At 68.3% G+C, this 26690-nt stretch carries 26 protein-coding genes; 13 read left to right on the top strand and 13 right to left on the bottom strand.

The genetic code is table 11. The features are described from left to right. Window positions 1-125: 125 nt before the first annotated feature. The gene (locus AL072_RS05945) at window positions 126-1571 is read right to left on the bottom strand and encodes a Y-family DNA polymerase (RefSeq protein ID WP_045581110.1); all 1446 of its coding nucleotides are present in this window, start codon (window positions 1569-1571) and stop codon (window positions 126-128) included. A gap of 248 nt (window positions 1572-1819) precedes the next feature. Between AL072_RS05945 and AL072_RS05940 the strand changes: the two genes are divergently transcribed. The 4 genes from AL072_RS05940 (at window position 1820) to AL072_RS05925 (ending at window position 4806) form a co-directional block, all read left to right on the top strand. Further along, a complete protein-coding gene (locus AL072_RS05940) occupies window positions 1820-2350 on the top strand; it encodes a hypothetical protein (protein WP_045581111.1) in 531 nt (176 codons plus the stop codon). A 110-nt stretch (window positions 2351-2460) separates the two neighbouring features. Next, window positions 2461-2955 (top strand): HupE/UreJ family protein, encoded by a 495-nt coding sequence (locus AL072_RS05935; protein ID WP_045581112.1) that lies wholly within the window; start codon window positions 2461-2463, stop codon window positions 2953-2955. A gap of 81 nt (window positions 2956-3036) precedes the next feature. Beyond that, the gene (locus AL072_RS05930; RefSeq protein ID WP_052709928.1) at window positions 3037-4221 is read left to right on the top strand and encodes a TAXI family TRAP transporter solute-binding subunit; all 1185 of its coding nucleotides are present in this window, start codon (window positions 3037-3039) and stop codon (window positions 4219-4221) included. A 123-nt stretch (window positions 4222-4344) separates the two neighbouring features. After that, complete coding sequence (locus tag AL072_RS05925; protein ID WP_045581113.1) at window positions 4345-4806, top strand: GNAT family N-acetyltransferase; 462 nt, start codon at window positions 4345-4347, stop codon at window positions 4804-4806. Window positions 4807-4852: 46 nt separating this feature from the next. On the opposite strand, the gene AL072_RS05920 is transcribed toward AL072_RS05925, so the two are convergent. After that, a complete protein-coding gene (locus AL072_RS05920; protein ID WP_144428156.1) occupies window positions 4853-7930 on the bottom strand; it encodes a beta strand repeat-containing protein in 3078 nt (1025 codons plus the stop codon). 244 nt (window positions 7931-8174) lie between these two features. Here AL072_RS05920 and AL072_RS05915 point away from each other — a divergent pair, with 244 nt between their 5' ends. The 3 genes from AL072_RS05915 (at window position 8175) to htpG (ending at window position 12643) form a co-directional block, all read left to right on the top strand. Continuing rightward, a complete protein-coding gene (locus tag AL072_RS05915) occupies window positions 8175-8843 on the top strand; it encodes a glutathione S-transferase family protein (RefSeq protein ID WP_045581115.1) in 669 nt (222 codons plus the stop codon). Window positions 8844-8936: 93 nt separating this feature from the next. Continuing rightward, the gene (locus tag AL072_RS05910) at window positions 8937-10559 is read left to right on the top strand and encodes a hypothetical protein (protein ID WP_045581116.1); all 1623 of its coding nucleotides are present in this window, start codon (window positions 8937-8939) and stop codon (window positions 10557-10559) included. 203 nt (window positions 10560-10762) lie between these two features. Next, window positions 10763-12643, top strand: a complete 1881-nt coding sequence (htpG, locus tag AL072_RS05905; protein ID WP_045581117.1) for a molecular chaperone HtpG — start codon at window positions 10763-10765, stop codon at window positions 12641-12643. A 38-nt stretch (window positions 12644-12681) separates the two neighbouring features. Here htpG and AL072_RS05900 read toward each other — a convergent pair whose 3' ends face one another. Further along, on the bottom strand, window positions 12682-13905 hold the full coding sequence (locus tag AL072_RS05900) for an ATP-binding protein (protein ID WP_045581118.1): 1224 nt from the start codon (window positions 13903-13905) through the stop codon (window positions 12682-12684). Between the two features lie 382 nt (window positions 13906-14287). On the opposite strand from AL072_RS05900, the gene AL072_RS05895 reads away from it, so the two are divergent. From AL072_RS05895 to AL072_RS05880, 4 genes are all read left to right on the top strand, one after another. Continuing rightward, entirely contained in the window at window positions 14288-14719 is a 432-nt protein-coding gene (locus tag AL072_RS05895; RefSeq protein ID WP_045582456.1) for a Fur family transcriptional regulator, read from the top strand. A 196-nt stretch (window positions 14720-14915) separates the two neighbouring features. Continuing rightward, window positions 14916-15269, top strand: coding sequence for a hypothetical protein (locus tag AL072_RS05890; RefSeq protein ID WP_082108842.1), 354 nt, complete (start codon window positions 14916-14918; stop codon window positions 15267-15269). Window positions 15270-15463: 194 nt separating this feature from the next. Continuing rightward, window positions 15464-16102: an HAD family hydrolase gene (locus AL072_RS05885; protein WP_245636780.1), complete on the top strand. Its 639-nt coding sequence runs from the start codon at window positions 15464-15466 to the stop codon at window positions 16100-16102. Between the two features lie 76 nt (window positions 16103-16178). Further along, window positions 16179-16553 (top strand): response regulator, encoded by a 375-nt coding sequence (locus AL072_RS05880; RefSeq protein ID WP_045581119.1) that lies wholly within the window; start codon window positions 16179-16181, stop codon window positions 16551-16553. A 3-nt stretch (window positions 16554-16556) separates the two neighbouring features. Here AL072_RS05880 and sigJ read toward each other — a convergent pair whose 3' ends face one another. The 10 genes from sigJ to AL072_RS05830 all read right to left on the bottom strand — a co-directional run bounded on the left by sigJ (window position 16557) and on the right by AL072_RS05830 (window position 23367). Continuing rightward, window positions 16557-17459, bottom strand: coding sequence for an RNA polymerase sigma factor SigJ (sigJ, locus tag AL072_RS05875; protein WP_045581120.1), 903 nt, complete (start codon window positions 17457-17459; stop codon window positions 16557-16559). Next, window positions 17456-17908, bottom strand: a complete 453-nt coding sequence (locus tag AL072_RS05870; RefSeq protein ID WP_052709929.1) for a carboxymuconolactone decarboxylase family protein — start codon at window positions 17906-17908, stop codon at window positions 17456-17458. The genes sigJ and AL072_RS05870 overlap by 4 nt, the downstream gene beginning before the upstream one ends. Window positions 17909-17992: 84 nt before the next feature. Then, complete coding sequence (locus AL072_RS05865; protein WP_045582459.1) at window positions 17993-18250, bottom strand: hypothetical protein; 258 nt, start codon at window positions 18248-18250, stop codon at window positions 17993-17995. A gap of 14 nt (window positions 18251-18264) precedes the next feature. Then, window positions 18265-18729 (bottom strand): DsrE family protein, encoded by a 465-nt coding sequence (locus AL072_RS05860; RefSeq protein WP_144428155.1) that lies wholly within the window; start codon window positions 18727-18729, stop codon window positions 18265-18267. A gap of 33 nt (window positions 18730-18762) precedes the next feature. After that, complete coding sequence (locus AL072_RS05855; protein WP_045582461.1) at window positions 18763-19551, bottom strand: HesA/MoeB/ThiF family protein; 789 nt, start codon at window positions 19549-19551, stop codon at window positions 18763-18765. A 118-nt stretch (window positions 19552-19669) separates the two neighbouring features. Next, a complete protein-coding gene (locus tag AL072_RS05850) occupies window positions 19670-20455 on the bottom strand; it encodes a hypothetical protein (protein ID WP_045581122.1) in 786 nt (261 codons plus the stop codon). 180 nt (window positions 20456-20635) lie between these two features. Continuing rightward, window positions 20636-21595, bottom strand: a complete 960-nt coding sequence (gene cysK, locus AL072_RS05845; protein ID WP_045581123.1) for a cysteine synthase A — start codon at window positions 21593-21595, stop codon at window positions 20636-20638. A 145-nt stretch (window positions 21596-21740) separates the two neighbouring features. Beyond that, window positions 21741-22196 carry an RrF2 family transcriptional regulator gene (locus tag AL072_RS05840; protein ID WP_045581124.1) on the bottom strand — a complete coding sequence of 152 codons (456 nt, stop codon included), beginning with the start codon at window positions 22194-22196 and terminating at the stop codon, window positions 21741-21743. 244 nt (window positions 22197-22440) lie between these two features. After that, window positions 22441-22734: a DUF2218 domain-containing protein gene (locus tag AL072_RS05835; RefSeq protein ID WP_045581125.1), complete on the bottom strand. Its 294-nt coding sequence runs from the start codon at window positions 22732-22734 to the stop codon at window positions 22441-22443. 21 nt (window positions 22735-22755) lie between these two features. Continuing rightward, entirely contained in the window at window positions 22756-23367 is a 612-nt protein-coding gene (locus tag AL072_RS05830; RefSeq protein WP_045581126.1) for a PadR family transcriptional regulator, read from the bottom strand. Between the two features lie 216 nt (window positions 23368-23583). On the opposite strand from AL072_RS05830, the gene AL072_RS05825 reads away from it, so the two are divergent. Then, the gene (locus tag AL072_RS05825; protein ID WP_045581127.1) at window positions 23584-25509 is read left to right on the top strand and encodes a hypothetical protein; all 1926 of its coding nucleotides are present in this window, start codon (window positions 23584-23586) and stop codon (window positions 25507-25509) included. A gap of 51 nt (window positions 25510-25560) precedes the next feature. Further along, window positions 25561-26565, top strand: a complete 1005-nt coding sequence (trxB, locus tag AL072_RS05820; protein ID WP_144428153.1) for a thioredoxin-disulfide reductase — start codon at window positions 25561-25563, stop codon at window positions 26563-26565. Window positions 26566-26690 lie beyond the last annotated feature (125 nt).

Below are 26690 nucleotides of genomic sequence, written 5' to 3'. Positions count from 1 at the left end.
TGTACCCCCTCCCATCCCTCCCCCGCCCTCGGCGATGGAGGAGGCAGGAGCTTTGCAGGACGTACAGCGGCAGTCCCCTCTCCCGCGGAACGCGGGGGAGGGTTAGGGAGGGGGTAAAAAGCCCCTCACCCCAAGAACCCGTGCAGGAACCAGCGCGGGTTTTCCCCCGGCCGGTACAGCCCGGCGCGGAACAGCCAGAAGCGGCGGCCGTCGCCATCCTCCACGCGATAATAATCGCGGACGGCGAGCCCCAGCGACCCTTCCGGGCGCCACCATTCGCATTCGATCCGCTCCGGCCCATCGGCCCGGCGGACACGATGGCGCACGCCGCGCCACAGGAACTGCAACGGCGGGTCGTCGGGCAGCGGGGCGATGGCCTCGACCGGCTCGGGCGGTGTCAGCAGGCGCAGCGGGCGCGGCCGGCCGGCCGGCCAGGGCTTCGGCGCCGGCACCGGCTGCCCCGGCGGCAGGGGCGCGACGCAGCGTTCCGGCAGCCAGCTTTCCCGCGGCACCAACCGCAGCACCGCCCGATCCCCCAGCCGCAGCACCAGGCGGTCCACCAGTTCGACCAGCCCGCCATCCGCCCCCTCGCCATCCATGCCGATCTGGATCGCGCCGAGCGGCTCCGTCTCGGTCGCGGCCAAGGTCAGCGTCTCCAGCCCCGGGCCGGGCTCGATCCGCTCCAGCAGGGGGGCGAACAGCCGGGCCAGCACCGCCGGATCGCGGGCCGGCCGACTGGTGCCGAGCGTCAGCCCCTGCGGCTCGTCGTCCACCCGCTGGTCGATGCAATGGGCATCCAGCCGCAGCCGCCGTGCCCCCTGCCCGGCCGCCTCCAGCCCGGCGCAAAGCCGCCGCAGCAGATGGCGGAGCGCGCCGGCAATCGATTCGGGTGTGGCGATCGGCTCGGCGAAGGACAGGCGCTCGCGGAATGCCGGCACCGGCCGGCGCGGCGAGATCGGCTCGTCCAGCCGGCCGAAGGCCTGATCGTAGCGTTGCAGCAACTTTTCTCCGAACCGCGCGGCCAGCCCGGCGCGCGGCATGGCGTGCAGGTCGCCGATCCGGCGCAGGCCGAGCGCATGCAGCGCCTCCACCGTCTCCGCCTGCAGGCGCAGGGCGGCAAGCGGCAGGCCGTCCAGCCGCTCCCGCCGCCGCTCCTCGGCATCGGCGAAGCGGACGATCCCCCAGGCAGCCGTCGGGGTGGCGGCAATGGCCGCGCGGGCGGCGAAGCCGGCGGCCCGCAACCGGCCGGTCAGGTCGGCCGCCAATGCCCCTTCTCCTCCGAACAGATGGGCGCAACCGGTGATGTCGATCACCACCCCGTCCGGCTCGTCGACCGCGGTGCAGGGGCTGTAGCGCCGTGCCCAGTCGGCGATCCGGCCGAGCAGCGCCGAATCGGTGTCCGGCGTCGCCTCTGCCACCTCCAGCCCGGGTTCGAGCGCGCGGGCATCGGCCAAGCTGTGGCCGGGGCTGATGCCCATCGCCGCCGCCGCGCGGTTGACCGCGACCACCACCCGCCGCTGCCGCTCGATCCGCAGCAGGGCAAACGGCCGCGCCCGCTGCTCCGCCGGCATTCCCCGCTCCCGGCCATCGGTGGGAAGCCGCGGCAGCCACAGGGCAAGGATGCGGCGAGCCTCCCCCGCACCCCCGCCGATTCCGCGGAGTGGGGAAAGAGAGGCGCGCGGAAGCTGGGCGGGGGATGCCATATCGGACCAATGGATAGGAACAAACAATGAACAGTCTAGCGTCGACTTGGCTGCAAGGGGAGCCCCTCCTTTGGGGGCATCTTGCCGAAACGGCTTGCGGTGCCGACATTCGGTCGATGAACCCACATCTCCCGCCCCTCGCCCGCCGTCTGGCGCCGCTGGCTTTTCTGCTGGCAGCCGGCGCCTGCGCGCCATCGGACGTGCGCGACGACACCCCCGGCCGCGCCCAGGCCTTCCCGCCGGTGTACAACCAGACGGTCATTCCCGGCGGCGGGGAGCGGCGGACCTGGAGCCAAATCCAGGCGGAAGAGTCGCAGAGCACCCCAGCCAAGGCACGGCAGCCCGACGAGCCGCAGATGCGCCGCGACTCGGGAGACGCCGACCAGACGCCACCCAAGCGCCGGCGCGGCAGTTCGTCGCCCCCGCCCGACCCGGCGGCCCTGCCCCGGCCGCCGCGCCCGGTGCCGGTGCCCCCTCCGCCCTCGACCCAGGGCGCCACCGACGCCTTCAAGCGCGATCTGATCCGGCCGGAGGTGGACCGCATGCGCACCGACGACGCCATGGGCCGGCTCGATCCGCTGGGCCAGCGCGACCTGATGAAGCGCGAGAACGACCTGCGCCAATGGGGCGATCCGCTGGCGCGTTAGCGACTCCTCCGCTGGGCCATCTACGCTGAGCCGTCTCCGCCGCTTGACCCCAAGCCTCCTCTGCCGCCATACCGGCTCCCGGACGGACGGAGACTGGAGGCGGCGGGCACATGACAACGGTGACGGGGGCCTTCGGGAACGGGCTGACCACGCCGGTTTGGGTGATTCAGCATCTGCTGGGCATCCTCGGCATCGGGATGTGGGCGGGGCAGACCGGCGGAACCGCGGTCTGGCAGGTGCCGGCCGCCGCCGTGACCGCCGCGCTGGCGTCGGGCATCGCCGCACAGATGGGCTTGCGGCTGCCCTATGCCGGGCCGGGGCTGGCTGCCTCGCTGATCGTGGTCGGATCGCTGGTGGCGCTGGGGGTGCGGGCACCGGCCGCGCTGGCGGTCCTGCTGGGGGCGGTCGCCGCGGTGTTCCACGGCCACGCCCACCAGGGGCCGCCGCTCTATTGGGCCGGCTTCGCCGCCGGGTTGATGCTGGTGGCCTGCGGCGGGCTCGGCCTGTCGGTCGCGGTGGCGCAGGCCGAGTCGGAGCGGGGGGTCCGTGTGTGTGGCGGTGCGGTAGCAGTCGCCGGCGTTCTCGACCTCGTCGGCGTGATTTGACCGGTTGCGCCTTGAAATGACGGCGTTGCGCGGAAATCTTGAAGGGACGCCCTTCCCACCCCAGACGAACGGGACGACCCGGTGCCCCGCGCAGCCGCCAAAGCCTGCCCCACCCCGCCGGAGCCCCCACCGGGACCGACGGCGCATCCCGATGCGCACCCCCCGACCTGTTCCCTGGGCCGCCGCCGCCTGTTGGGCGGGCTGGCGCTGTCGCCCCTGCTGACGCTCTCCGGCGGGCTGCTGCCCGCCGGAGACGGTTCGGCCGCGGCACAGGAGCTCCGCTATTTCCGCATCGGCACCGGAACCACCGCCGGCACCTATTTCCCGATCGGCGGGCTGATCGCCAACGCCATCTCCAATCCGCCGGGCTCCCGCCCCTGCGACAAGGGGGGGAGTTGCGGCATCCCCGGCCTGATCGTGGTGGCACAGGCCAGCAACGGCTCGGTCGACAATGTCGAGATGCTGCGCGCCGGCACGGTGGAGGCCGGCTTCGCCCAGGCCGACGTCGCCTATTGGGCCTACAGCGGCACCGGCACCTTCACCGGCAAGCGCCCCTTCGCCGAACTGCGCTCGCTCGGCATGCTCTATGCGGAGGCGATCCAGGTCGTCGTCCGTTCCGACGGCTTCATCGACCGCATGGCCGACCTGAAGGGCCGCAGCATCTCGATAGGCGAGGAAGGATCCGGCACGCTGGTCGAAGCGCGGCTGATCCTGGATGCCTACGGCCTGTCGGAAACGACGATCACCCCCCTCTACCTGAAGCCGGGCACGGCGGCCGACCGGCTGGCGAAGGGCGAGTTGGACGGCTTCTTCATGGTCGGCGGCTATCCGGTGGCGGCGGTCAGCGACGTGGCGGCACGGGTGCCGATCCGGCTGGTGCCGCTGGACGGCGAACCGGCCGCCCGGCTGATGCGCACCCTGCGCTTCTATATCGAGGACGAGATCCCGGCCAACGCCTATCCCGGCAGCGCTCCCACCCCGACCCTGAGCCTGGGGGCGGAACTGCTGACCCGCGCCGACCGCGATCCCGAGTTGATCTATGGCGTCGTCCGGGCCCTATGGCACGAGAACACCCGCCGCATCCTGGCCGACGGGCACCCGCAGGGCCGGAACTTCGATCCCGCCCGCGCAGTGGCCAACGTCTCGGTCCCCCTGCATCCGGGAGCGGAACGCTATTACCGCGAGGTCGGGTTGCTGGGCAGCGCCGCCAACGAGCCTGCCCGGGATCCCGCCGGCGGCCCCAGCGGAGACAAGACGGTCCGCTGAGCCGGCCCCCCGCCGCCGGCAAGACCCGACGAAAGAAGCGCTCCCGGACAGCCCGCCGCGGGAATATTCTGATCCGTGCCCGGTTGATCCCATGATCGACCGCACTGGACGGAAGGAGGGGGCATGCCGGCCGGGACAGGGGTACGCATCGCAATCCGTTCCGCCCGCGCCGCCGATGCGGCGCGCTGTGCCGAGATCTTCCTGCATGGCCGCCGCCAAGCCTTCTCCTGGCACCCCGCCGACCGCTTCGGACTGAACGATTATTACGACTGCGTGCGCGAGGATACGGTGCTGGTCGCCGAGGTCGCCGGGTTGGTGGTCGGTTTCGTCTCGCTCGACCCGCAGGCCCGCGTCATCCACAACCTGTTCATCGACCCCGGCTGGCACAAGCGCGGCATCGGTTCCGCCCTGCTGCGCGAAGCGCTGGGCCTGTTGCGCGACAGCCAGCGCCCGGCAGAGTTGGCCTGCGCCGCCCGCAATGCCGCCGCCCGCGCCTTCTATGAACGCAACGGCTGGATGGCGGTGAGCGCACCCTCCAACCAGCAAGACGCCCTTGTCCTGTACCGTTTGTCGCAGGCGGGGTGACCCTCTCCCGCGCCCGGACGAGCCGGCAGCGCGGGAGAGGGACTGCTCAGAACGCGTACCGGACGTTGGCCGACACCGTGTAGGCCTTGTCGTCCTTGCGCAGGACCTGGGCCGACCCGAAGAGCCCGACGGTCAGGTTGTCCATCGGAGTGGAGCGCAGGCCGCCGCCCAGGATCGCGCCGCTGCGGTCGCCGCCGGACGAATTGCGGACATCCACTTCGTAGACGGCCGAGACATAGGGGGTGACCTGATCGAACCGGTAGGACGCCTCGCCGCCCGCCCTCACCTGCCCCAGATAGACACTGTCCGGGCTGACGCGGGAACCGCCCGACAGCTCATAGCTGGCGAAAGTCTCACGGCTGACGCTGACTCCGCTCAGGGCGGCCAGCCCGACATCGCCCATCTGCCACGTCGCGTTCAGGTTGGCGGCGGCGAACAGACGGGTGCTGGCGAATCGGCCTTCATCGGCGGTTCCGGCCCGGTACTGCTTCAAAGTGTTCGTCAACCGGGTCGCGCCGGCCTGGACGTCGGCGTTCAGCCAGTCGGTGAACTGGTAGCCGGCATAGCCGACCGCGGTGATGCCGGTCCCCGTCCGCTTGCCGTCGTTCAGGCGCAGCGACAGGGTCGACCGCTCCCAGCCGATGGCGCCGCCGACGACGAAGCCATCCGCGACCGAATAGTCGGCGCCGAACAGCAGGTTGCGCGTATAGCCGGAAAAGCCGTCCGAGGAGTTCTCGTTGCGCAGGCGGCTGAAGCCGCCGTCTGCCCAGACCGCCGCCCCCTGGCCGGGCGTGTCGCCCGCGGCAAGGCCGACTTGTTGAGGCGACCCGCTTTTCGTGTCGCCGCGGCGCGCGGTGAATGTGTCGCGGATGCGGGTGGACACCGACGTCACCACCGACCGGACGGTGGCCCGGCCCTGCTCCTGCGCGGTGTTGCTGACCGCTTCGGCGGTGGCTGCCGCCGCGGTGCCGCCGCCGGTCACCACCAGATCGAAGCTGCCGGGCTGGGCGGTCGGAACCAGTTCGACGGCCACGCCGGACCGGTTGGCCTGGGCGACCACGGCCGCCTGGCCTTCGGCGCCCTGGGTCGTGGTCAGGAAATGGTAACGGTCGCCGTCGGCAGGCTGCAGATTGTCGGCGAATTGCATCGTGACCGTGCCGCCGTTGAAGGTGGCGGCACCGTTGACGGCATAGATATCGTATTGACCGGCTGCGGCGCCGTTGACCTTGACCAGCACGGTGCCGGAATTGACGGTCAGCCCGTTGCCGATCGTCATCGTGCCGATCGACGAACCGGTGGACAGCACGCCGCCGTTCAGGGTCACCCGGCCGGCCACGGTGCCGGTGCCGACCAGGCGGCCGCCCGGATTGACCTGCACCTCCCCGGCGGTGACCTTGCCGCCGTTCAGGACCGACAATATCTTCGAGGTACTGGCGGTGCCGGTGGCGCTGCCGAGCAGAACGGTGCCGGCGCGCAGTTCGCCGCCATCCGAGACGGTGACCGTCGCGGCGCCGCCGTTCCGGCCATCCTGCCCGATGCCGACGCCGAGCAGGCTGCCGGCATCGACGAGCGAGCCGCTGCCGGTGACCGTCAGGGTGCCGATGCCGCCGGATCGCGCCCCGACGAACACGCCGTTGCGCGACCCGCTGGCCGCCGCATCGACCACCAGCGATCCGCCGCCCGACACCGTCAGGATGCCGGTGCCGGCATCGCCGACCAAGGCGGCGGCCCCCAGGCCGCCATTGGAGTCGGTGCCGGACAGCCGGACGGAGCCGCCGCCCGACACCATCAACGTGCCGGCCGCCCCGGAGTTCGAGCCGATGCTGAGGTCGAGGGTGTTGACGGTCGCGTTGTCGGTGACGGTGACGTCGGCCCGCCCCGATTCTCCGACCGAGAAGACCGCGCTCGATCCCTGGACGTTGACCGTGGTGCCGCGGCCCTGGATCGTCGCGAACGCGTTTCCAGCCTCGCTGGCGGAGATGGTCCGGGATCCACTGAACACCAGCCCGCCATAGATGCCATCGCCGTTGTTCACGGTCAGCGTGGCCCCGTCCTCCACCACCAGCCTGCCGGTGCCGTAGCGGCCGACGCTCATCCAGGTGGTGTCCACGCCGCTCCCGCTGCCGTTCACCGTCATCCGGGAGCCGGATCCGCTGACGGTGAGGGTTCCCACCGCACCGGCGTCGCGCCCGACCGACACATTGGCGACACCGCTGCCGGCGTCCACCGACAGCAGGCCGCCCTGCGAAACCGTGGCGCTTCCGCTGCCGCCACGGCCGATGCTGATCGCCACCGGATTGTTGCTCGTGCCGGTGCCGCTCATCAGGAGCTGGCTGCCGGAGCCGGTCACTTCCAGAGTGCCGAGCGCCCCTGCGTCGCGGGCCACCGAAAGGCTGGCGGGCCCGACGCCGCCGGTCAGCGCCACCGTGCCGCCGTTCCGCAGGATCATGGCGCCGTTGCCACCCCGGCCGATCGACACCGACGGCTCATATTCGCCGGCTGCGAAGTTCGGCAGGCGCGCCTGGGTGAAGGTCAGGGTGGACCCGGTTCCTTCGACCAGCACCGAGCCGCGGCTGCCCTGGTTCCGCGCGATGTTCATGTAGGAGCCGAGAGCGGTGGAGCCCTGCGCGCCGCCTTCCACCGTCGCCGTTGCGCCATTGAGGACGTTGAACTGGCCGACGCTGCCGGAGTTGCGGCCGACCTGGATGCCACCGCCGTCCAACTGGCTGGGCGACAATTGCAGGCCGTTCGCGGTCGTCGCGACGATCCGCGATCCGGTCCCGCTGACCTGCAGCGTCCCGTTGCCGTCCAGGCCGACCCCAAAAAACAGCGAATCGATCCGTCCGCCGCCGCTGACCAGGGCGGTGCCCGATGCCGACGAGCTCCCCGTACCCAGGATGACGCCGTTGCCGGCGCCCGTGGTGGTCAGGGTGCTGCCGCGGTTGACGGTGAGCGTGCCGGTCCCGCCGATTCCGACCCCGACCGATCCCGCGACCGTGGAGTTGGATTCCGTGCCGAACGTCGGCGAGGTCGTGCCGCTGGTCAGGATTTCGGCGCAGACCGAACCGCCCGTCAGCGCCGTGCTGGCAAGGAGGCACAAAAATAGCTTCCGGCTGTATCGCATGAGATGCTCCCCCCAGAGCGTCGTCAGAACAATCGAAAATAAATCCAAAGGTAGAGGAGTATTTCCAATCTTCTCATGTCAAGAAAGGACTGCATATGCAGTGCAGGCTTTGAGGAGATCGCGAAAGGAAATATCCCCGTATCGCCTTCAGGCAATCCCGCCACGCGTCCTATCCCAACGAGACCCGCAGGCACCCACGCTCAGGCTGTTTTCGTTTGCGGCATTGCGGTAAAGTCCCGCCGCCATGCGAACCCTGTACCATCACCCGATCCACGCCCCGTCGCGCGTCGCGCGCGTGATGCTCGCCGAGAAGGGGCTGCCCTTCGAACCCGTGATCGAAAGGCCATGGGAACGGCGCGCCGACTTCCTCAGGATGAACCCGTCCGGCGAGGTGCCGGTGCTGGTGGAGGAGGATGGGACGGTCATCGCCGGCGGCCTTGCGGTGGTCGAGTATCTGGAGGAGGCCTATCCCGATACCCCCCTGCTGCCGCGCGAGGTCGCGGCACGGGCCGAGGTGCGGCGGATCGCCGACTGGTTCCTGCACAAGTTCGAACGCGAGGTGGCCGAGAATCTGGTGGGCGAGAAACTGACCAAGCGGTTGTCCGGCCAGGGCCATCCTTTCGCCCCCGCGATTCGCGCCGGACTGGCGAACATCACCTATCACCTCGACTACATCGCCTTCCTGTCGGAACGCCGGCCATGGCTGGCAGGGCCGGTCTTCTCGCTGGCCGACATCGCCGCCGCGGCGCAGTTGTCCTGCCTGGACTACATCGACAACGTGCCGTGGGACCGCAGCCCGGAGACCAAGGACTGGTACGCCCGGATCAAGTCGCGCCCCAGCTTCCGCGCGCTGCTTTCCGACAACATCACCGGCTGTCCGCCTCCCAAGCATTACTCGGATCTGGATTTTTAACGCCGCCTCAAGACTTCGCGCATCAGAGGCATGGACCGGCCTCGCGTATCAGGCTTAACGTGCTCCCAAACCGTACCTGGGAGAAGTTCCTCGATGCGTCTGCGCCGTTCCTCGACCGCCCCGACCCTGCCGGTCCGCTCCCTGAGGCCAGCCCTGCTCGCTGGCGGCCTGCTCGCCCTGGTGGCCGGCTGGTCGCCGGCCCAGGCCGCCCCGGCGGTCGACGACGCCGGTGCCAAGTCGCTGGCAGCCTCCCTGAAGAAGGATCTGCCCCGCTGGTTCCCGCCGCCGACCGAGGATGGCGAGGGCATCGGCTTCGAATGGCAGGGCGAAGCGACGGTCAAGCCGGCCGGCGACCATTACGATGTCGCCCTGCCCCGCCTGTCGGCCGAGGATGCCGAAGGCACCCTGTTCGACATCGGTACAGTCCTGTTGTCGGTGACGCCGAAGGACGACGGCCAGTATGGCGTGTCGATCACGCTTCCCGGCGCGATCAAGGTACAGAACCTCGACGACAACGACGAGTATGTCGATGCCGCGACCATCTCCATCGGCAAGCAATCCTTCACCAGCACCTGGTCGGGCACGCTGGAGACTCTGCTGGCGGTCGACGCCGCCTACAGCGACATCGCCGTCGCCGCTGCCGACGGCAAGGGCAAGGTTTCCATCGCCTCGATGACGATGGTGCAGGACCTGAAACCCGAAACCGGGAGTGGCGGCGCCACGCTGTGGAGCGGCCCGGCCGCCTTCGCATTCGGCGGCCTGTCAGTGCTGGACGACAAGAACAAGGAATTGGTGAGAATCGGCGGCGTCACCGCCGAGGCCGCCTATACCCGCGTCGACCTGACCAAGGTCAGCGCGCTTCAGAAGCTGTCGGAACAGGCGGCGGCCAAGGGCGTGGCACCGACCAGCGGCGAGTTGCTGCCCAAGCTCCAGGGCATGTTCGGTGGCATCACCGGTACGCTGCGGCTGTCAAACCTGTCCGTCGTCAACCCGGAGGACGGCACCACGGTCACGCTCGGCCAGTTCGCCTTCCGCAGCGGCTTGGCCGATCTGGACCAGGCGTTGTCCACCGTCAGCCTGGGCTTCGAGGCGCGCGACTTCGCCATGAGCCCGTCGCCGGCCCCCGCCGCCTTTACTCCGCGCACGATGGAGATGAAGCTGTCGGTGGCGAAGCTGCCGAACGCCGCCCTGTGGAAGGCCTTCGGCGAACTGGCCAAGGCCGCCGAGGCCGAGGAGGCCCCGCCGAAGAAGGGCGGCAAGCCCGCCAAGGCGCCGGCCGGCCCCGCGCCGGCCGACCTGGCCATGCAGCAGGCGATGGCCGCGATGGGCGAAGCGGGGACCGAGCTGCGCATCGACGCGCTGAACCTCGACACCCCGGCCACCGCCGGCACCGCCACCGGTGCGCTCAGGGTCGCGGCCCCGGCGGCCTTCGGCGTCACCGGCGGCGCCACCGTCCTGCTGCGCGGCATCGACGCCGCGGTGAAGGCGATGCAGCCGGCTCCGGGCGCCAAGCCCGACAAGGAGACGCAGGATCTGCTGGGCGGGCTGGCGATGATCCAGGCCCTGGGCCAGGCCGGCAAGGACGACAGCGGCGCCGACATCCGCAGCTACAAGATCGAGGTGACGGAGATGGGCCAGCTCCTGCTGAACGGCGCCGACATGAGCCCGCTGCTGGCCGGCGGCGGCGAACCGGCCGAACAGCCCAAGAAGAAGTAGGAGCCGACCTGGGCTCCATGGTTCTGCCGGATTTCCGCGCCCGCCCATGTATGGACGGAGTTCGGAAATCCGGCCGGATCGCGGCATCCCGCCGCACACCTCCCGCGGTTGCAGGGTACAAGCCTCTTGAACGGCGGAGACGCTTTCACATATCTCCGCCGTCTTGACGCCATCACCCGTGCAAAACCAACGAAGGTGCCCCCATGACCGAGGAACGGCTCAGTTTTCAAGCCGAGGTCAGCCGCCTGCTCGACATCGTCGCCCACTCGCTCTACAGCGAGAAGGAAGTGTTCCTGCGCGAACTGGTCTCCAACGCGTCGGATGCCTGCGACCGACTGCGCTATGCGGCCCTGACCCAGCCGGAACTCTCGGCCGACGATCCGAACCTGAAGGTCCGCCTGCTGGTCGACAAGGACGCGCGGACCCTGACCGTCGCCGACAACGGCATCGGCATGAACCGCGAGGATCTGGTCGAGAATCTCGGCACCATCGCCCGCTCCGGCACCGCCGCCTTCATGAAGTCGCTGGAGGGCGCGGAGAAGGCTGACGGCAAGAAGGACGTCAACCTGATCGGTCAGTTCGGCGTCGGCTTCTATTCCGCCTTCATGGCCGCCGACACGGTCACCGTGCTGACCCGCAAGGCCGGCGAGCCCCATGGCTGGCGCTGGGAATCCGACGGCAAGGGCGAATTCACCATCGCGGAGGCCGACGGCCTGTCGCGCGGCACGAAGATCGTCCTGCACCTGCGCGAGGGCGACGACGAGTATCTGGACGAGACCCGGCTGGGCGGCATCGTCCGCAAATATTCCGACCACATCGCCATCCCGATCCTGTTCGGCGAGGGTGACGACGCCAAGGCGCTGAACAGCGCATCGGCCCTGTGGACCCGGTCGAAGTCGGAGATCACCGCCGACCAGTACAAGGAATTCTACCATCATGTCGGCCATGCCTTCGACGAGCCGTGGCTGACGCTCCACTGGCGGGCGGAAGGGGCGCTGGAATACACCAACCTGCTGTTCGTGCCCTCGACCAAGCCCTTCGACCTGTTCGATCCCAAGCGCGCCCACCGGGTGAAGCTGTACGTCAAGCGCGTCTTCATCACCGACGCGGCCGAAGGCCTGCTCCCGCCCTATCTGCGCTTCCTGCGCGGTGTGGTCGACAGCGAGGATCTGCCGCTGAACATCAGCCGCGAGATGCTGCAGCACAATCCGATGCTGGCAAAGATCCGCGCCGGCATCACGCGCCGTGTCCTGTCGGAACTGGCAAAGAAGGCGAAGGACAGCGAGAACGTCGCCGAATACAATGGCTTCTGGGAGAATTTCGGCGCGGTGCTGAAGGAAGGCCTCTATGAGGACTACGAGCACCGGGACGACATCCTGAAGCTGCTGCGCTTCCGCACCACCGCCGGCGAGGAACTGGTGTCGCTGGAGCAGTATGTCGGCCGCATGAAGGAGGGCCAGGACGCCATCTACACCATCAGCGGCGACGATCTCGACACGCTGCTGCGCAGCCCGCAGTTGGAAGGCTTCAAGGCCAAGGGCGTCGAGGTTCTGCTGCTGACCGACCCGGTGGACGAGTTCTGGATGCCGTCGGTCGGCGTCTATGACGGCAAGCCCTTCAAGTCGGTGACGCGCGGCGGCGCGGACCTCGGCAAGATCAAGGGTGCCGAGCCGGAGAAGCCGGAGGAGAAGGCGCCCGAGGGCGAATTGACCGATCTGCTGGCCCTGCTGAAGCTGACCCTGTCCGACGCGGTGAAGGACGTCCGCAAGTCCGAACGGCTGACCGACAGCGCCGTCTGCCTGGTCGCCGACGACAACGACATGGACATGCATCTGGAGCGCCTGCTGAAACAGCACAAGCAGCTGAACGGCGAGATCGGCAAGCGCATCCTGGAGATCAACCCGTCCCACGCCCTGATCAAGCGTCTGGCAGAACGGGCCAAAGGCAGCGGCGCCACCGACGCGCTGGAGGATGCGGCGTGGCTGCTGCTCGACCAGGCCCGCATCGTCGAGGGCGAACCCCTGCCCGACCCCGCCGCCTTCGCCCGCCGTCTGGCCGGCGCGATGGAGAAGGGGCTGGCGTAAGGATAGCGGGGCCCTCTTCTTCGCGGAGAAGAGGGCCCCTACCCCCGCCCCACCCGCTCGGCCGGGAAGACCAGCGACATGGTGGTGCCTTGGTCGCGGCAACTGACGACGTCCAGAAGGCCGCCATGCAGTTCGATCAGGCGCTTGGTCAGGGGCAGGCCAAGCCCGGTGCCGACCTGGGCGCGGGCCAGCGCGCTGTCGATCTGGCCCCAGGGCTCCAGCGCCTTGGCCAGTTCCTCGCCGGTCATGCCGATGCCGGTGTCATGCACCGACAGCCATAGGGTGCCATCCGCCGCCACACGGGCGCTGAGCGTCATCACACCGTCGGCCGGGGTGAACTTCACCGCATTGGACAGCAGGTTCAGCAGCATCTGGCGCAGCTTGCGTTCGTCCGCCCGCAGCGGCGGCAGATCCAGCGGCACATCGGTGGCGATACGCACGCCATGGCGTGCCGCCCGTTCGGCCAGCAGCCGCGCGGTGCCGATCGCCACCCGCACCACATCCACCACCCCGTCCACCAGTTCCAGCCGGTCGGCGTCAGCCTTGGACAGGTCGAGCAGATCGTTGACCAGTTCCATCAGGTGCCGGCCGCTCTCGGCGATGTCGCGGGCGTATTCGCGGTAGAGCGGAATGGCGTGCGGGCCCAGCACCTCCTGTTCCAGCAATTCGGCAAATCCCATCATCGCGGTCAGCGGCGTGCGGATCTCGTGGCTCATGTTGGCCAGGAAGGCCGTCTTGGCGCGGATCGCCCGTTCGGCCTGCCGGCGCGCCTCCTCCAATTGGCGGGCGCGCAGTTCCGTCTGTTCGGCCGAGCGCGCCATCAGCACGGTCACTGTGCCGACGCCGAGATAACGCCCTCCCTCGACCACCAGGAAACCGGTCACCAGCGCCGCAGGCTTCAGCCGGGCCAGCCGCCGCCCGATCTCCGGCAGCGGAGTCGCCCCCTCCACCAGCAGCGGACTGGCATCCATCAGCGAGGATACCGGCCTCCCGGAAAGCCTCTCCCCACTGTCCGGCTCCCCGCCGGGCAACAGGCTGCTGCGTTCCAGCAGTCCGGCAACGAGCCCGTCCCCGTCGACCACCGGCAAGGCCGGCAGGTCGGGCTGGCGGCCGAAGCGGGCCAGAGCAACCGCACAGTCCTGGCCGGGTGCCAGCGGCGGCACCGGCACGGCGAGCCCGGCGGCGGTGAAGGCAGGCTCCAGCCCGTTAAAGTCCGCGGCGGGACCGGCGGGCCTGAGGGGCGGCGGATCGAATGGCGTCATGGCATCTCCCCCTCCCTGTCCGGCGGTATCATGTCCGATGCGGGCAACCGTCGCCGAATGCGCAGTCCCCGTTTGGCAAAACCTAGCAGTGGATTATGAGCAATTGGTTTCCACCTTGGCGCCCCGCCCCCCGTGACGGACATGGCTGAAATGCCTATGACCTTGGCCGGCAAGGTGTTTGCACGATCGGCCGTCCGAAGGAAAGCTGGGCATTTGTGAATGCATCCGAAACACAGTATGATGCTCGGATATTCGGGGTGCCGCGATCGGCCGGCCCGGTCCGTCCGTGCGGTCGGGAATCGGCGCTGGCTTTCCGAGCATCAGGGAGACCGGAAGGGTGAACCGCCGCCCGCCACAAGAGATAGGATCACAGGGGATGTCCATGCCCTCGCGCCTCGAAGAATTGTGCGTGAAAAAGGGGTTGAAGATGACCGACCAGCGCCGCGTGATCTCGCGCGTGCTGTCGGAGGCGACAGACCACCCCGATGTGGAGGAGGTGCACCGCCGTGCATCGGCCATCGACCCGCGCATCTCCATTGCCACGGTCTACCGCACCATGCGGCTGTTCGAAGAGGCGCATGTCATCGACCGGTTGGATTTCGGCGATGGCCGGGCGCGCTACGAGGAAACAAGAACCGACCACCACCATCATCTGATCGATGTCGATTCCGGTGAAGTCATCGAGTTCACCAACGATGAAATGGAACGGCTGAAGGAAAGCATCGCCCGCGAACTGGGCTATGACCTGATAGGCCATCGGCTGGAGCTGTACGGCGTTCCGCGCAAGCGCCGCCCCGACAAATCTGAGTCTTGACTTTAGAGCGGCCCCACAGGCAATGCGCACAAGGGGTGTCGGCTGAACAGACACCTCTCCGGAATCGTCAAGCCCTCGACGGGCGGGTCAGGCGGACATCGCTTGCGGGGTGCATCGGGTGCCGGTCTGGACCTTGCGGCCCGCTGGCCCAAGGTTAGGCGAGGAGCAAACCTCACTGACCGGAACCGGCCACACCATGGATGACCGCCACGACGACCGCCACGAAAGCCGGCCTGAAAGCGCAACCGGCACACCGGGGTCCGCAATGCCGGGTCCGGATCCCGTTCTCGCCCGTCTGGACCGCCTGTCGGAGTTGCTGATGCGCCGCATCGACCGCTTGGAAGAGCGGGTCCGCAGCCTTGAGCAGGACAATGGCGAGATCATCAATTTGCTGATCGCCGTAAAGGCCGGGCTGGAGGAAGCGTCAGGCGACCTGATCGCCCAACTCGAGGAAGGCGACGGCCATGTCGCCGGCCCCGAGGACGGTACCGGAGACGATCAGGAGGACGGGCCGCTCTTCGAAGTGCCCTGCGGCCCGATGCTGCATTGATCGGAACAGCGGCGGACGGCATGCTGGCGGGTGCCATACCGGCCGCAGGCGAAAAGCCTTGCCCGCCGGAGCGCTACGGTCGGATAAACGCCTCCATGCAGATAACCTCCGCTCCGGCCTCCGGCACCGCTCCCCGGCCAAGCCTCACGCAACCGGCCGCCCCGCCGGCCTTCCCTGCTGATTCGCCGGCTGCCGTGACCGCTGTCCATGGTCCGTCGGGCGTCGCCTTCTTCGATTTCGACGGCACCCTGATCCATGGCGACAGCCTGCCGATGTTCGTCGGCGAAGTGATCGGCCGGCGCCGCGCCGCGCTGGCGCTGGCCGACGCCATCCGGTCGGGGTTGCATCGCCATGTCCGCGGCCGGGGACCCGGCTGCGATTTTCCCGGGTCGGTCAAGGCGATCTTCCTGAAGCGCACGCTTCGCGGCCTGCCGGTGGCCGAGGCGATGGCCGCGGCGGAGCGGATGGTTCCGCGCATCCGCTGGCACCAGCCGATGCTGGAGGTGCTGAAGGACCACTGCCGGCAAGGCCGCCGCGTGGTGGTCGCCACCGGCGCGCTCGACCTCTATATGCCGGCGCTGCTGCGCGGACTGGGGGTGGCCGACCTGCTGGCCACCGGAATGGAGGTGGTGGACGGGACGCTGACCGGGAGGCTCAGCACCGCCAACTGCGTGCGCCGCGACAAGGCGGAACGGGTGACCGCCTGGATCGCCGGTAACGGCCCGGTCGCCGCAACCTGGGGCTACGGCAACCACCCCAGCGACCTGCCGATGCTGGCGCTGATGCACAAGGGCGAGGTGGTCCGTATTCGACGAAGGTCGAACCACAGGTAGCGGCCGTTTACAACCCGGCTGCCCACCCTCATACTCCGTCCGTCCATAACGAAAAGATGATGGACGGAGGAAAAGCGTGGCTTTCAGCATCGATGCCGACATTCGGCCGCCTGGCTATGGCGGACGCCGGGCCGTGGTCGCCGATGCCGACCGGGTGCAGCGCGAGGCCCTGGCCGGCCATCTGTCCGGCCGCGGCTTTCAGGTCTCGCAGACCGCCGATGCGCTGGAGGCGCTGGCCATCATCGGTGCCGAGGCGCCGGTCGTCGCATTGCTGCCGTTCGACCGCGAAGGGGACGAGGGCGATCGCGCCGCGGCACTTGCCGCCATGCTCTATCCGCAGACACGCATCCTGATGACCGGCCGCCGCATGCCGAACGGTCCCTTCCCGGTCCTGCCCTGCCCGGTGGACCTGACCGCGCTGGACCGCTGGCTGGATGAGGTCGCCGCCTGACGGTCAATGGCCGATGCCGTCGGCCCGAACCTCCGCCACATGCCTCAGCTTGTCCGGGTTGGCGATCTGGTAGACGCGCTGGATGCGTCCACCGGCGATGTCGAGCGCCCAGACACTGCGAAACGTCCCGCCCAAATGGGTCAGGAAACCCGGCCCGCCATTCACCCGCACGGGGACGAAGCCGAAGCCGGCATCCCGCTTGCGCTGGACACCCAGCAGGAAACGGGCGATGCGGTCGGCGCCATGCAGTGTGTTCACCGCGGTCAGCACCATCCCCCCGCCGTCGCTCAGCCACTGGGCGTCGTCGGCCAGCAGCGCCACGATGGCCGCATAGTCGCGCCGGGCACTGGCATCGGCGAAGGCGTCGGCCAGCCGGCGGCCTGCTCCGGCATCGGTACGGGCAGCGGCAGGCTCGGCCAACCGCGCCCGCGCGCGCCGCATGATCTGGCGGCAGGCCTCCACCGACTTGCCGAGCGTCGCCGCGATCTCCGCATAGTCCAGGTCCATCGCCTCGCGCAGGACAAAAACCGCCCGCTGTTCCGGCGCCAGCCGTTCCAGCAGCAGGAGCATCGCCATCGGCACCGACCCGGTCCCTGCGGCATCTTCCGCCTCGTCGCACCAAACGGCGACCTCCGGTTCGGGCAGCCACAGCCCGTAATAGCGTTCCCGCACCACCCGGGCGGAGCGCAGGCGGTCGAGCGCCAGCCGCGTCACCAAGGTGGTCAGGAATGCCGGAGCCGACTCGACGCTGCCGGGCGCCACCGCGGACCAGCGCAGCCAAGCGTCCTGCAGCGTATCCTCCGCCTCCGCCACCGACCCGAGCAGCCGGTAGGCCAAGGCGCGCAAGCGCGCCCGCTCTCCCGCGAAGGCGGCGAGCGCACTGCCCGGGCCGGCCTGCACCGTCACGCGGCGACGCCGACGGCGGTGCCCTCGACATGCTGGGCGATGCCCACACGGTTCCAGGCGTTGATCTGCGCCACCGCCACGGTCAGCGCGGCAATCTGCTCCGTACCGAAGTGCCGCTGCATCTCGCGGTGCGCCGCATCGATGCGGTCATGCCGGTTGCGGGTCAGCACCTCGGCCCAGGCGAAGGCCGCGCGTTCGTCAGGCAGGAACAGGTCCAACCGCTCCCAGCCGGACAAGGCGGCGATCCGCTCGTCGGATTGGCCCTCATTGCGGGCTTCCTTGCTGTGCATGTCGATGCAGTAGGCGCAGCCATTGATCTGCGACACGCGCAGGTCAACCAAGTGGATCAGGCCGGCCGGCAGGCCGCTGGACCGGATGGCTTTGGTGGTGGCGTACATCGCCGCATAAAGGGCGGGCGCGCCGGTGGCGACGGTGAGACGGAAAGCCATGGTTCGCATCCTTGTTCGGAGTGTCATCGCCCACTTGACGGGGGCGACGCCTCCGGCGTGACGCATGGCTGGCTTGCTCTGCCGTCACTCCTCTGCAAGCAGGTCCGCCGCCTCGCGCAGGATGGCGATCTTGGACGCGAAACGTCCGTCGGGCGCGCTCTCGCCGATCAGCCCGATCATCACACCCAACGCATGGGCGACCTGTGGCGCCACCCCGGGCTGCACCCGCACCCGGCGGGCAAGCTCGACCAGCGCCGGGCGATAGGGACGTCCTTCGAACCCGTCGGCGGCGATCGCCTCGAAGCGGTTTGCGAAGTCGAGAATGTCACGGTTGTCGCTCATGCCCACCGGCCGTGTCAGACGAACAGCATGGCGCCGCCCTTCGGCGCCTCGTTCAGAAAGGTGACGACGCCACCGGTGGCGACCGGTACGTCGGCGCGCAGCCCGACGCCCGGTGGCAGCCCAAGCGCCCGCAACCCCATCTCGCACGCCATCACCGTGACGCCCAGGGCGACGCAGGCCTCCAGCAGTTCCTCGAAGGTGGCGAGGCCGTGGGTGGCGAAATAGCGGTCCCGCGCCACCGGCGTGCTGCCGTCGTCCGCCGGGTCCAGATCGTGCCAGCCCAGCACCCCCGGCTCCGCCTCGTGCACCAGCGCACGCAGCGCGCGGCCGGTGAAGAACAGCGTGACCTTGCGGTTGGTGGCCGCCGCCGCGCTGGCCATCACCAGCGCATAATGGACGCGGTCGAAGCCGCCGGCAAACAGGACGATGGACAGGGCCGCGGTGCCGTCGACCGCGGATTCGGACATGGTGGTGGACATGTGGGCCGCCTCCCGTCTTTCTCGTGGCGCCCGTCAGTGGGCGGAGAGGTCGTGGATCGTCGGATGATCGCCGCAAAGCGGGCAGTCGGGATCCCGCTTGATGGCGATGCGCTGATAGGACGCATAGAGCGTGTCCATCATCAGCAGGCTGCCCGACAGGCTCTCGCCCAGGCCCAGCAGTTCCTTCAGCACCTCCGTCGCCTGGAGCGAGCCGACGAAGCCGGCCAGCGCCCCCAGCACACCGCCTTCCGAACAGGACGGCACGGTGCCGCGCGGCGGCGGTTCGGGGAAAAGGCAGCGATAGCAGGGATGCGGCGCCCCGAGATGCGCCTTGAAGGTGGTCAACTGCCCGTCGAAGCGCAGGATCGCCGCCGACACCAGCGGCTTGCCGGCCAGGAAGCAGGCGTCGTTCAACAAAAAGCGCGTGGAGAAATTGTCCGAGCCGTCGGCGACCAGATCATAGCCGCCGATCAGATCCATCGCATTATCGCGGGTCAGCCGCACCCGGTGCGCCTCCACCCGGACGTCGGGGTTCAGCATATGGATGCGGGCAGCGGCGCTGTCCACCTTGGGCAGGCCCAGGGTCGACTCGTCGTGGATCACCTGCCGCTGCAGGTTCGACAGATCGACCGTGTCGTCATCGACGATGCCGATGGTTCCGACGCCGGCCGCTGCCAGATAGAGCAGCAGGGGCGCGCCCAGGCCGCCGGCACCGACGACCAGCACCTTGGAGCGCAAGAGCTTTTCCTGCCCGATGCCGCCGACTTCCGGCAACACGATGTGACGGGAATAGCGGTGAAGCTGGGTATCCGTGAAGTCCATGGCCCGCAGCATACCCCATGGCCAAGCCGGTGCAGCAACATTCCGCAGGAAGGTTTCCGATCCGCGGCATGGACCGGCCAAAGATAAGGCGGCGTGGGCTCGCGCTGCCCAAGACCGTTCAGGCGGACGTCTTGGTCGTCTTGGCTTCCGACGCCCATTGTTGCAGGCGGGCCTGCCGTTCGCGCAAGGTCTTGGAAATGGCGCTTTCCTGGCTCGTGCCGGTTTCGGACAGGCTCGGGTCGCGGGGCACGAAACTCATCTGGAAGTCGGTGGGCGTCTTCAGCTTCGATGGCGGGACCAGCACCATGCTGTATTGGCCGGGCTCGAGCTTGTAGGTCGGCTTCTGCAGGAAATTCTCCTGTTCGTCGGGCTTGAGCGAGTCGCTTGAGGCGACGACCTTGCCATCCTTGTCCATCATCGCCCAGCGCGTGTCGGGCAGCGTCAGGTTGGCGGTGAAGGTGCCGCCTTGGACCACGTTGAAGGTATGCTTCTGAACGCCGGTATCGCCATTTCCCGGCGGCTGGGCCGTGCCCTTCAGCATGGCCCCGGCGCCGGTCACCAGGATGTTCTGCTTTTCCGAGATGTCCAGCGAATAGTCGCGCGCGCCGGCCGCACGGTTGGCCTGCGAGATGGTCGCCGTGTAGGTTCCCGGCCCCAGCCGCGCGCTGGCGTCCGTCGCCTCCGCCTGCGACTTGAGGATGGTCACCACCTCGTTGCGGTCGTTGCGGATCTCGACGTTGGTGAAGGTGTCGTTGACCTTGAAATTGTATTCACCGGCCTTGCTGACCGTGAAACTGCGGTAATCGGCGTTGGCCCCGTCGGCCCCGACGCGGGTCGTCGTCCCCTTCAACTGCGAAAAGGCGCTGCTCGACAGGTTGGGAACGGAAACGGTCAGGTCCGCCATGGCGGTCACTCCCCCTTCGGCGCGGACAAAAACGGCGCGATGGTCACGCGGAAAGAGTAGCGGAAAAGAGGAATTCGGTCAAATTTCGGGATGGAATTTCGCGGGAAGGATGCGGAAGACGGGGGGGCGCCCGCCCGATCGGGAAGACGCCCCCGGTGCCAAGCCGTTACTCCGGCACCGTTATTCCAGCCCCTCGAACAGCGCGGTCGACAGGTAGCGTTCGGCGAAGGACGGCAGGATCACGACGATCTGCTTGCCCTCATTCTCCGGACGGGCGCCGATCTCCAGCGCGGCGGCAAGCGCCGCGCCCGACGAAATACCCACCGGCACGCCTTCCAGGCGGGCGACGGTGCGGGCGGTCTCGAAGGCACGCTGGTTGGAGATGCGGACCACCTCGTCGATCAGATCCTTCTTCAGGATGTCGGGCACGAAGCCGGCGCCGATGCCCTGGATCTTGTGCGGGCCGGGCATGCCGCCGGACAGGACCGGGCTGTCCTCCGGTTCGACCGCCACCGCCCTGAAGGACGGCTTGCGGGCCTTGAGGACCTCGGCGGTACCGGTCAGCGTGCCGCCGGTGCCGACGCCGGAGATCAGGAAATCGGCCTGCCCGTCGGTATCCTTCCAGATTTCCTCCGCGGTGGTGGCGCGGTGGACGGCCGGGTTGGCCGTGTTCTTGAACTGCTGGAGCAGATAGGTGTTCGGATCGGCAGCCAGGATCTCCTCGGCCTTGCGGATGGCGCCCTTCATGCCTTCCTGCGCCGGGGTCAGCACCAGCTCGGCACCCAGCAGCTTCAGCATCTTGCGCCGCTCGACCGACATGCTTTCCGGCATGGTGAGGATCAGCTTGTAGCCCTTGGCGGCGGCGACGAAGGCCAGCGCGATGCCGGTGTTGCCGGAGGTGGGCTCGACCAGCGTGGTGCGGCCGGGCGCGATGGTGCCGGCAGCCTCCGCGGCCTCGATCATGGCGCGGCCGATGCGGTCCTTGACGCTGGCCAGCGGATTGAAGAACTCCAGCTTGCCGAGGATCTGCGCCTTGACCCCGGCATCGTCCGCAAGCCGGTTCAGCCGCACCAGCGGCGTGGCGCCGATCGTGTCGAGGATGCTGTCGTAGATCCTGCCGCGGAATTCGGGTGCAGCCATGATTCCACCTCTAAGATTTGTGTTATGCGTGAGTTCAACACCCCGAGCCGAGCTTTATCCAGCTCGGGGAGCCTGTCAAACGGGAAGTGGGGACGCCGGGTCATCCGAACGACCCCACCGGCGGTCTCGTGCCGTCCGGTCGGCATCAGATGGTGAAATCGATCCGGTCCTCGGTCTCGCTCTCCACCCCGGCGCGGCGGGCACGCATGCACAGATCCTCGATGGTGATGGTATCGAGCTTGGCCATGCACTCCTCCTGCAATTCGCCCCACAGCGGGCGCACCACCTGATGGCCGAGGATGGATCCCGCCGGCTCTTCGATCGGATCCGTGGCGGTCTCCATCGAACGGACGACCTTCACGATCTCGCCCAGAGTGATCCGCCGCCGTTCGCGCGCCAGCCGATAGCCGCCGCGCGGCCCCCTCACCCCGGCCAGCACGCCGTCGCGGACCAGTTGTTGCAACACCTGTTCCAGGTAGCGCTTCGGGATGCCCTGGCGCCGGGTGATCTCTCCGGATTGCACCGGCTCGGTGCCCGCGTTGTAGGCGATGTCGAGGACCGCCTCGATGGCGAACATCAGCTTCTTGGAGATGCGGAGCATCACGAGCGACTCCCGGTGTTCTGACTGTGCGTGTTCTGGCCCCCCAGGTGTCGGTCCCGGACGTTCGGACGGAACGTCCAGGCGTCGGCCGGTCCGAGCCGGTCCGCCGGTGGAAACGCCATCATCTCCCCCAGTTCCACCTGTTGGTTAAGATGTTTTTACACCTTTACTGCGGGAATTCACAACAGGATTTGTCGCAGGCAGACTCGGGAAAACAAACGCACCGCGGCCGCGCCGGCCGCCATCACGGCACCGGCGTCCACACCACCTCCCCCAGATCCTCGCGGAAGGCGAAGCGCTTCAAGTGGTCGATCACCACTTGCTGCATGCGCTCCAACTGCCCGGCATCCTCCACCTCGACGGTCAGGGTCACCCCCTCGGCATCGGCCGCCATCCGGCAGCGGCAGTCCGGAGCAAAGGGAACGAGCCCCTGGTTCTCGTCATGGACGACTTCAAACTTGTGCGCCCAATGCTTGCACAGCTGGATCATGTAGCGACGCCCGTTGGCGGTGGCGACGCGTGCGGTCGATGCGGTCATATCGTTGTCTCCTCAATATGGTCAGATGCGTTCGACGGCGCGGGCGGCATCGTCGATGGCGTCGGCGATGGCCTGGGTCTGTGCGGGCGTCAGGTCGCCGCGCGACAGCCGCAGCCGCAGGGCCAGCTTGAAATTCTCGATGGCGCGGACGATCTGCGGCGACGATTCGCGCTTCTGGCGGGCGTGGGCATGGGCGATGCGCTCGCGGACCGCCGCAACCATCGGCTCCGCCGCCTTCAGCGCGGCCTCGCCCTCCGGCATGATTTCATAGAGCTTCTTGTTGCCCTCGGTGGAGCCGACGCGGATGTGCCCCTGCTCCTCCAGCAGCGTCAGGGTGGGGTAGACGACGCCGGGGCTGGGGCTGTAGGCGCCGCCGACCATCTCCTCGATCGTCTTGATCAGGTCATAGCCGGAGCGCGGCTTTTCCGCGACCAGCCACAGCAGGACGAGCCGCAAATCGCCATGGTCGAAGACGCGACGCTCACCACGCCCCCCCTTGCCATGGCCACCCCAGCCTTCCCAGCCGCCGCGATGACCGTGGCGGCCATGACGGCCGCGCCCCTCAGGAGTCTCGTCGTCGAAATCCGGACGCGAGAAGCGACGGCCGTGGTTGTGAAACAGATGCCGAAACATAAAACCCTCTCTCGATGCAGTTTCGATATAACGAAAACTTAGATATATCGAAACTCGCTCTTTGACAAGAGGGAAGCCGTCCGATTGGTGGAGCGGCGGCGGACGGACCGCATGGCGGTGCGGACACCGGCACGGCTTCCGCAAATCACTGTCGCCCGCGTGGCCGAAGGGGCTATAACCGACGCCCTGGATTTGCTTTCGCGCGTGTGTGCCCAGATGCCCCTTCGGATCGAGACATTTTCCAACGTCACCGGCGGCTCCAGCTTCTTCAAGGCGGCGGGGCACCCGCTGGCGGCCCCCAAGGCCGCGATCCTGATCGCCCGGCTGGCATCCTTCGGACCGGTGGCCGTCTATGACCCGCTTGGCCTGTTGTCGGGGTTGGCCGAGTTCTACGATCTGTCGGCGATCCCGGTCTGCGGCATCTACGTCCAGGACGTGGAGCAGGTCGGCAAGGAGGTCTTCGGCCATGCCGCCCGCCCGGTGACCGACCTGCCATCGAGCGGCGCCCGCACCGTCTTCGTCGTCGCCTTCGATTCGCAGCGCTTGGAAGGACACATCGCCCACCTGATCCCGAAGCAAGCCGGCGTCGTCTCGCTGGACGCCATGCGCGTGCCGGAAGACATGTTGAACGATCCCGGCCATTACCTGTCGAAATTCAACTGGGCGACCAACTTCGCCTGGTTCCGCGACGGCGACGGCCACCACACCCGCGTGGTGTCGGCCAACTACTGGCCGCGCTACGGTGCCAAGGGCACCCGGCTCTGGGCCTGCCTGTTCGACGGCGAGGGCCGTCCGATCGCCGATTGGACGGAGCCGATGCCGCCGACGGACGGCACCGTGGTGATCGACAGCCGGCAGGTGCGCGAGCGCTTCGGCCTCGCCCCCTTCTGCGGCTCGCTGTTCCTGCACATTATCGGCGCTGCCGGCCACGACGTGGTGAAATACGCGCTCGACACCTATGGCGACGACGACACGGTGCTGTCCTGCACCCACGACGCCAATGCCTGGCCGGCCGACCTCTATGCCGGCCTGCCCGCCCCGCGCGAGGGCGAGCGGGTGTCCCTGTGGATCCAGAACAGCCATCCGACCCCGATCCCGGCCGGGGCGGTCGGGCTGAACCTGATGGGATCGCCGGAAATCCGGACGCTCGCCCACCCTGTTCCGGCATTCGCCACCCTCGAACTCGACATCGCCAGCCTGTTTCCCGAAGCGCGCTGGCCGCAGCAGTTCGAGGTTCAGGCCGGCAAGCATTTCGTCCGTCCACGCTATGAGATCGTCGCCGCCGACGGCAGGCGCCGCATGGCCCATGCCAATGTCGAGCGCACCGACCTGAAGCCGGATCCCAGGCTGCCGCTGCTGACCGGCGGGGCCGTCGACAAGGGCATGGTCGGCAAGGGCTTTATCCTGCCGGCGCCGCTGCTGCCCATGAAGCGCTGGCGCACCACACTGCTGCCGACACCGATGAGCACGGCGCAGACCGACTTGCCGGTGAAGGCCGTCGTCTACGACCGCAACGGCGCGGCGGTGGCTGAACACCGCTTCGGCAACCTCAAGCGTTCCGACAGTGTGGCCCTGGACGTCACCGGTCTGGTCGCCGACAAGACGGTTGCCGACGGCTGGGGCCATGTCGAACTTGTCTATGATTTCGAAGCCGGAACGATTGCCGACGGCTGGCTGCACGCCCTGGTCCGTTACGAGGACGTAAAGACCGGCCATGTGGCCGAGACCAGCTTCGGCAGCCACATGTTCAACATGGCAATGGTCTATCGCAACGAACCGCAGAGCTACCATGGCCACCCACCCGGCCTGTCGACCCGGCTGTTCCTGCGGCTGGGTACCGCCCCGTGGGACACGCTCTGCCATCTCGTCTACCCAGCCTCGACGCCGTGGCATGCCACCTCCGACACCAGCCTCGTCCTGGTGCGCCGCGACGGTGTCGAACTGGCGCGCAAGCGGCTGGCGATCCCCCGCGGCGGTTCACGCTTCTGGCGCCTTCACGAGATGTTTTCGGAGGCGGAACGCATGGCGGCGGGCGATCACGCCTATGTGCTGGTCCGCGATACGACCTGCCGCCTGTTCGGCTACCATGGCTGCCTTGCGGGTGACAGCGCCTTCAGCCTCGACCATATGTTCGGTTTCTAGAAGCCTTCAAATCGCGTCCCCCTTCTGCCGATACACTGCGGGATCACACCCATGGCCACCACGCACCACACCAAGGTCCTCATCATCGGCGCCGGCCCGGCCGGCTACACCGCCGCCATCTATGCAGCGCGCGCCAACCTGGAACCGCTGATGGTCCAGGGCATGCAGCCGGGCGGCCAGCTGATGATCACCACCGATGTGGAGAACTTCCCCGGCTTCGCCGATCCGATCCAGGGCCCCTGGCTGATGGAGCAGATGCAGAAGCAGGCCGAGCATGTCGGCACGAAGATGGTGTTCGACCTGATCACCGACGTCGACTTCACCCGGCGCCCCTTCGTCTGCAAGGGCGACAGCGGCGACACCTACACCGCCGACAGCGTCATCATCGCCACCGGCGCCCAGGCCCGCTGGCTCGGCATCTCGACCGAAGAAATCTATCGCGGCTTCGGCGTGTCGGCCTGCGCCACCTGCGACGGCTTCTTCTTCCGCGGCAAGGAGATCGCGGTCATCGGCGGCGGCAACTCCGCGGTCGAGGAGGCGCTGTACCTGACCAACCACGCCACCAAGGTGACGGTCATCCACCGCCGCGACAGCTTCCGCGCTGAACGCATCATGCAGGACCGCCTGTTCCGCCACCCGAAGATCGAGGTGGTGTGGGACAGCACGGTCGAGGAGATCGTCGGCGAGGGCGACGGCACGATGGGCAACCCGCGCGCCGTCACCGGCGTGCGGATCAGGAACGTCAAGTCGGGCGAGGAGCGCGTGATCCCGGTGGCCGGCGTCTTCGTCGCCATCGGCCACGAGCCGGCGACCGGCATCTTCAAGGGCAAGGTGAAGATGGACGAGTCGGGCTACATCGTCACCATCCCCGATTCGACCGCCACCGACATCCCCGGCGTCTTCGCCGCCGGCGACGTGAAGGACAAGGTCTATCGTCAGGCGGTCACCGCCGCCGGCATGGGCTGCATGGCCGCGCTGGAGGCGGAACGCTGGCTCGCCCACCACGAGCCGGCGGCCGGCGCCCACGGCGACCCGAGCCCAGCCGGAACCTGGTGAACTGAGGGTTCAGTCCAAGCAACGGATGCCCCCTCCCTAACCCTCCCCCACCTTCGGTGGGAGAGGGAACTCCGTTGTTTGTTTACAGAGTGTCACGCCAACAAACGTCCAATCCCCTCTCCCGC

The sequence above is a fragment of the Azospirillum thiophilum genome, from assembly GCF_001305595.1.
GTDB classification, from domain to species: domain Bacteria; phylum Pseudomonadota; class Alphaproteobacteria; order Azospirillales; family Azospirillaceae; genus Azospirillum; species Azospirillum thiophilum.
Note: the sequence above shows the minus strand (reverse complement) of the source record. Positions and strands in the feature narration are given on the sequence as shown.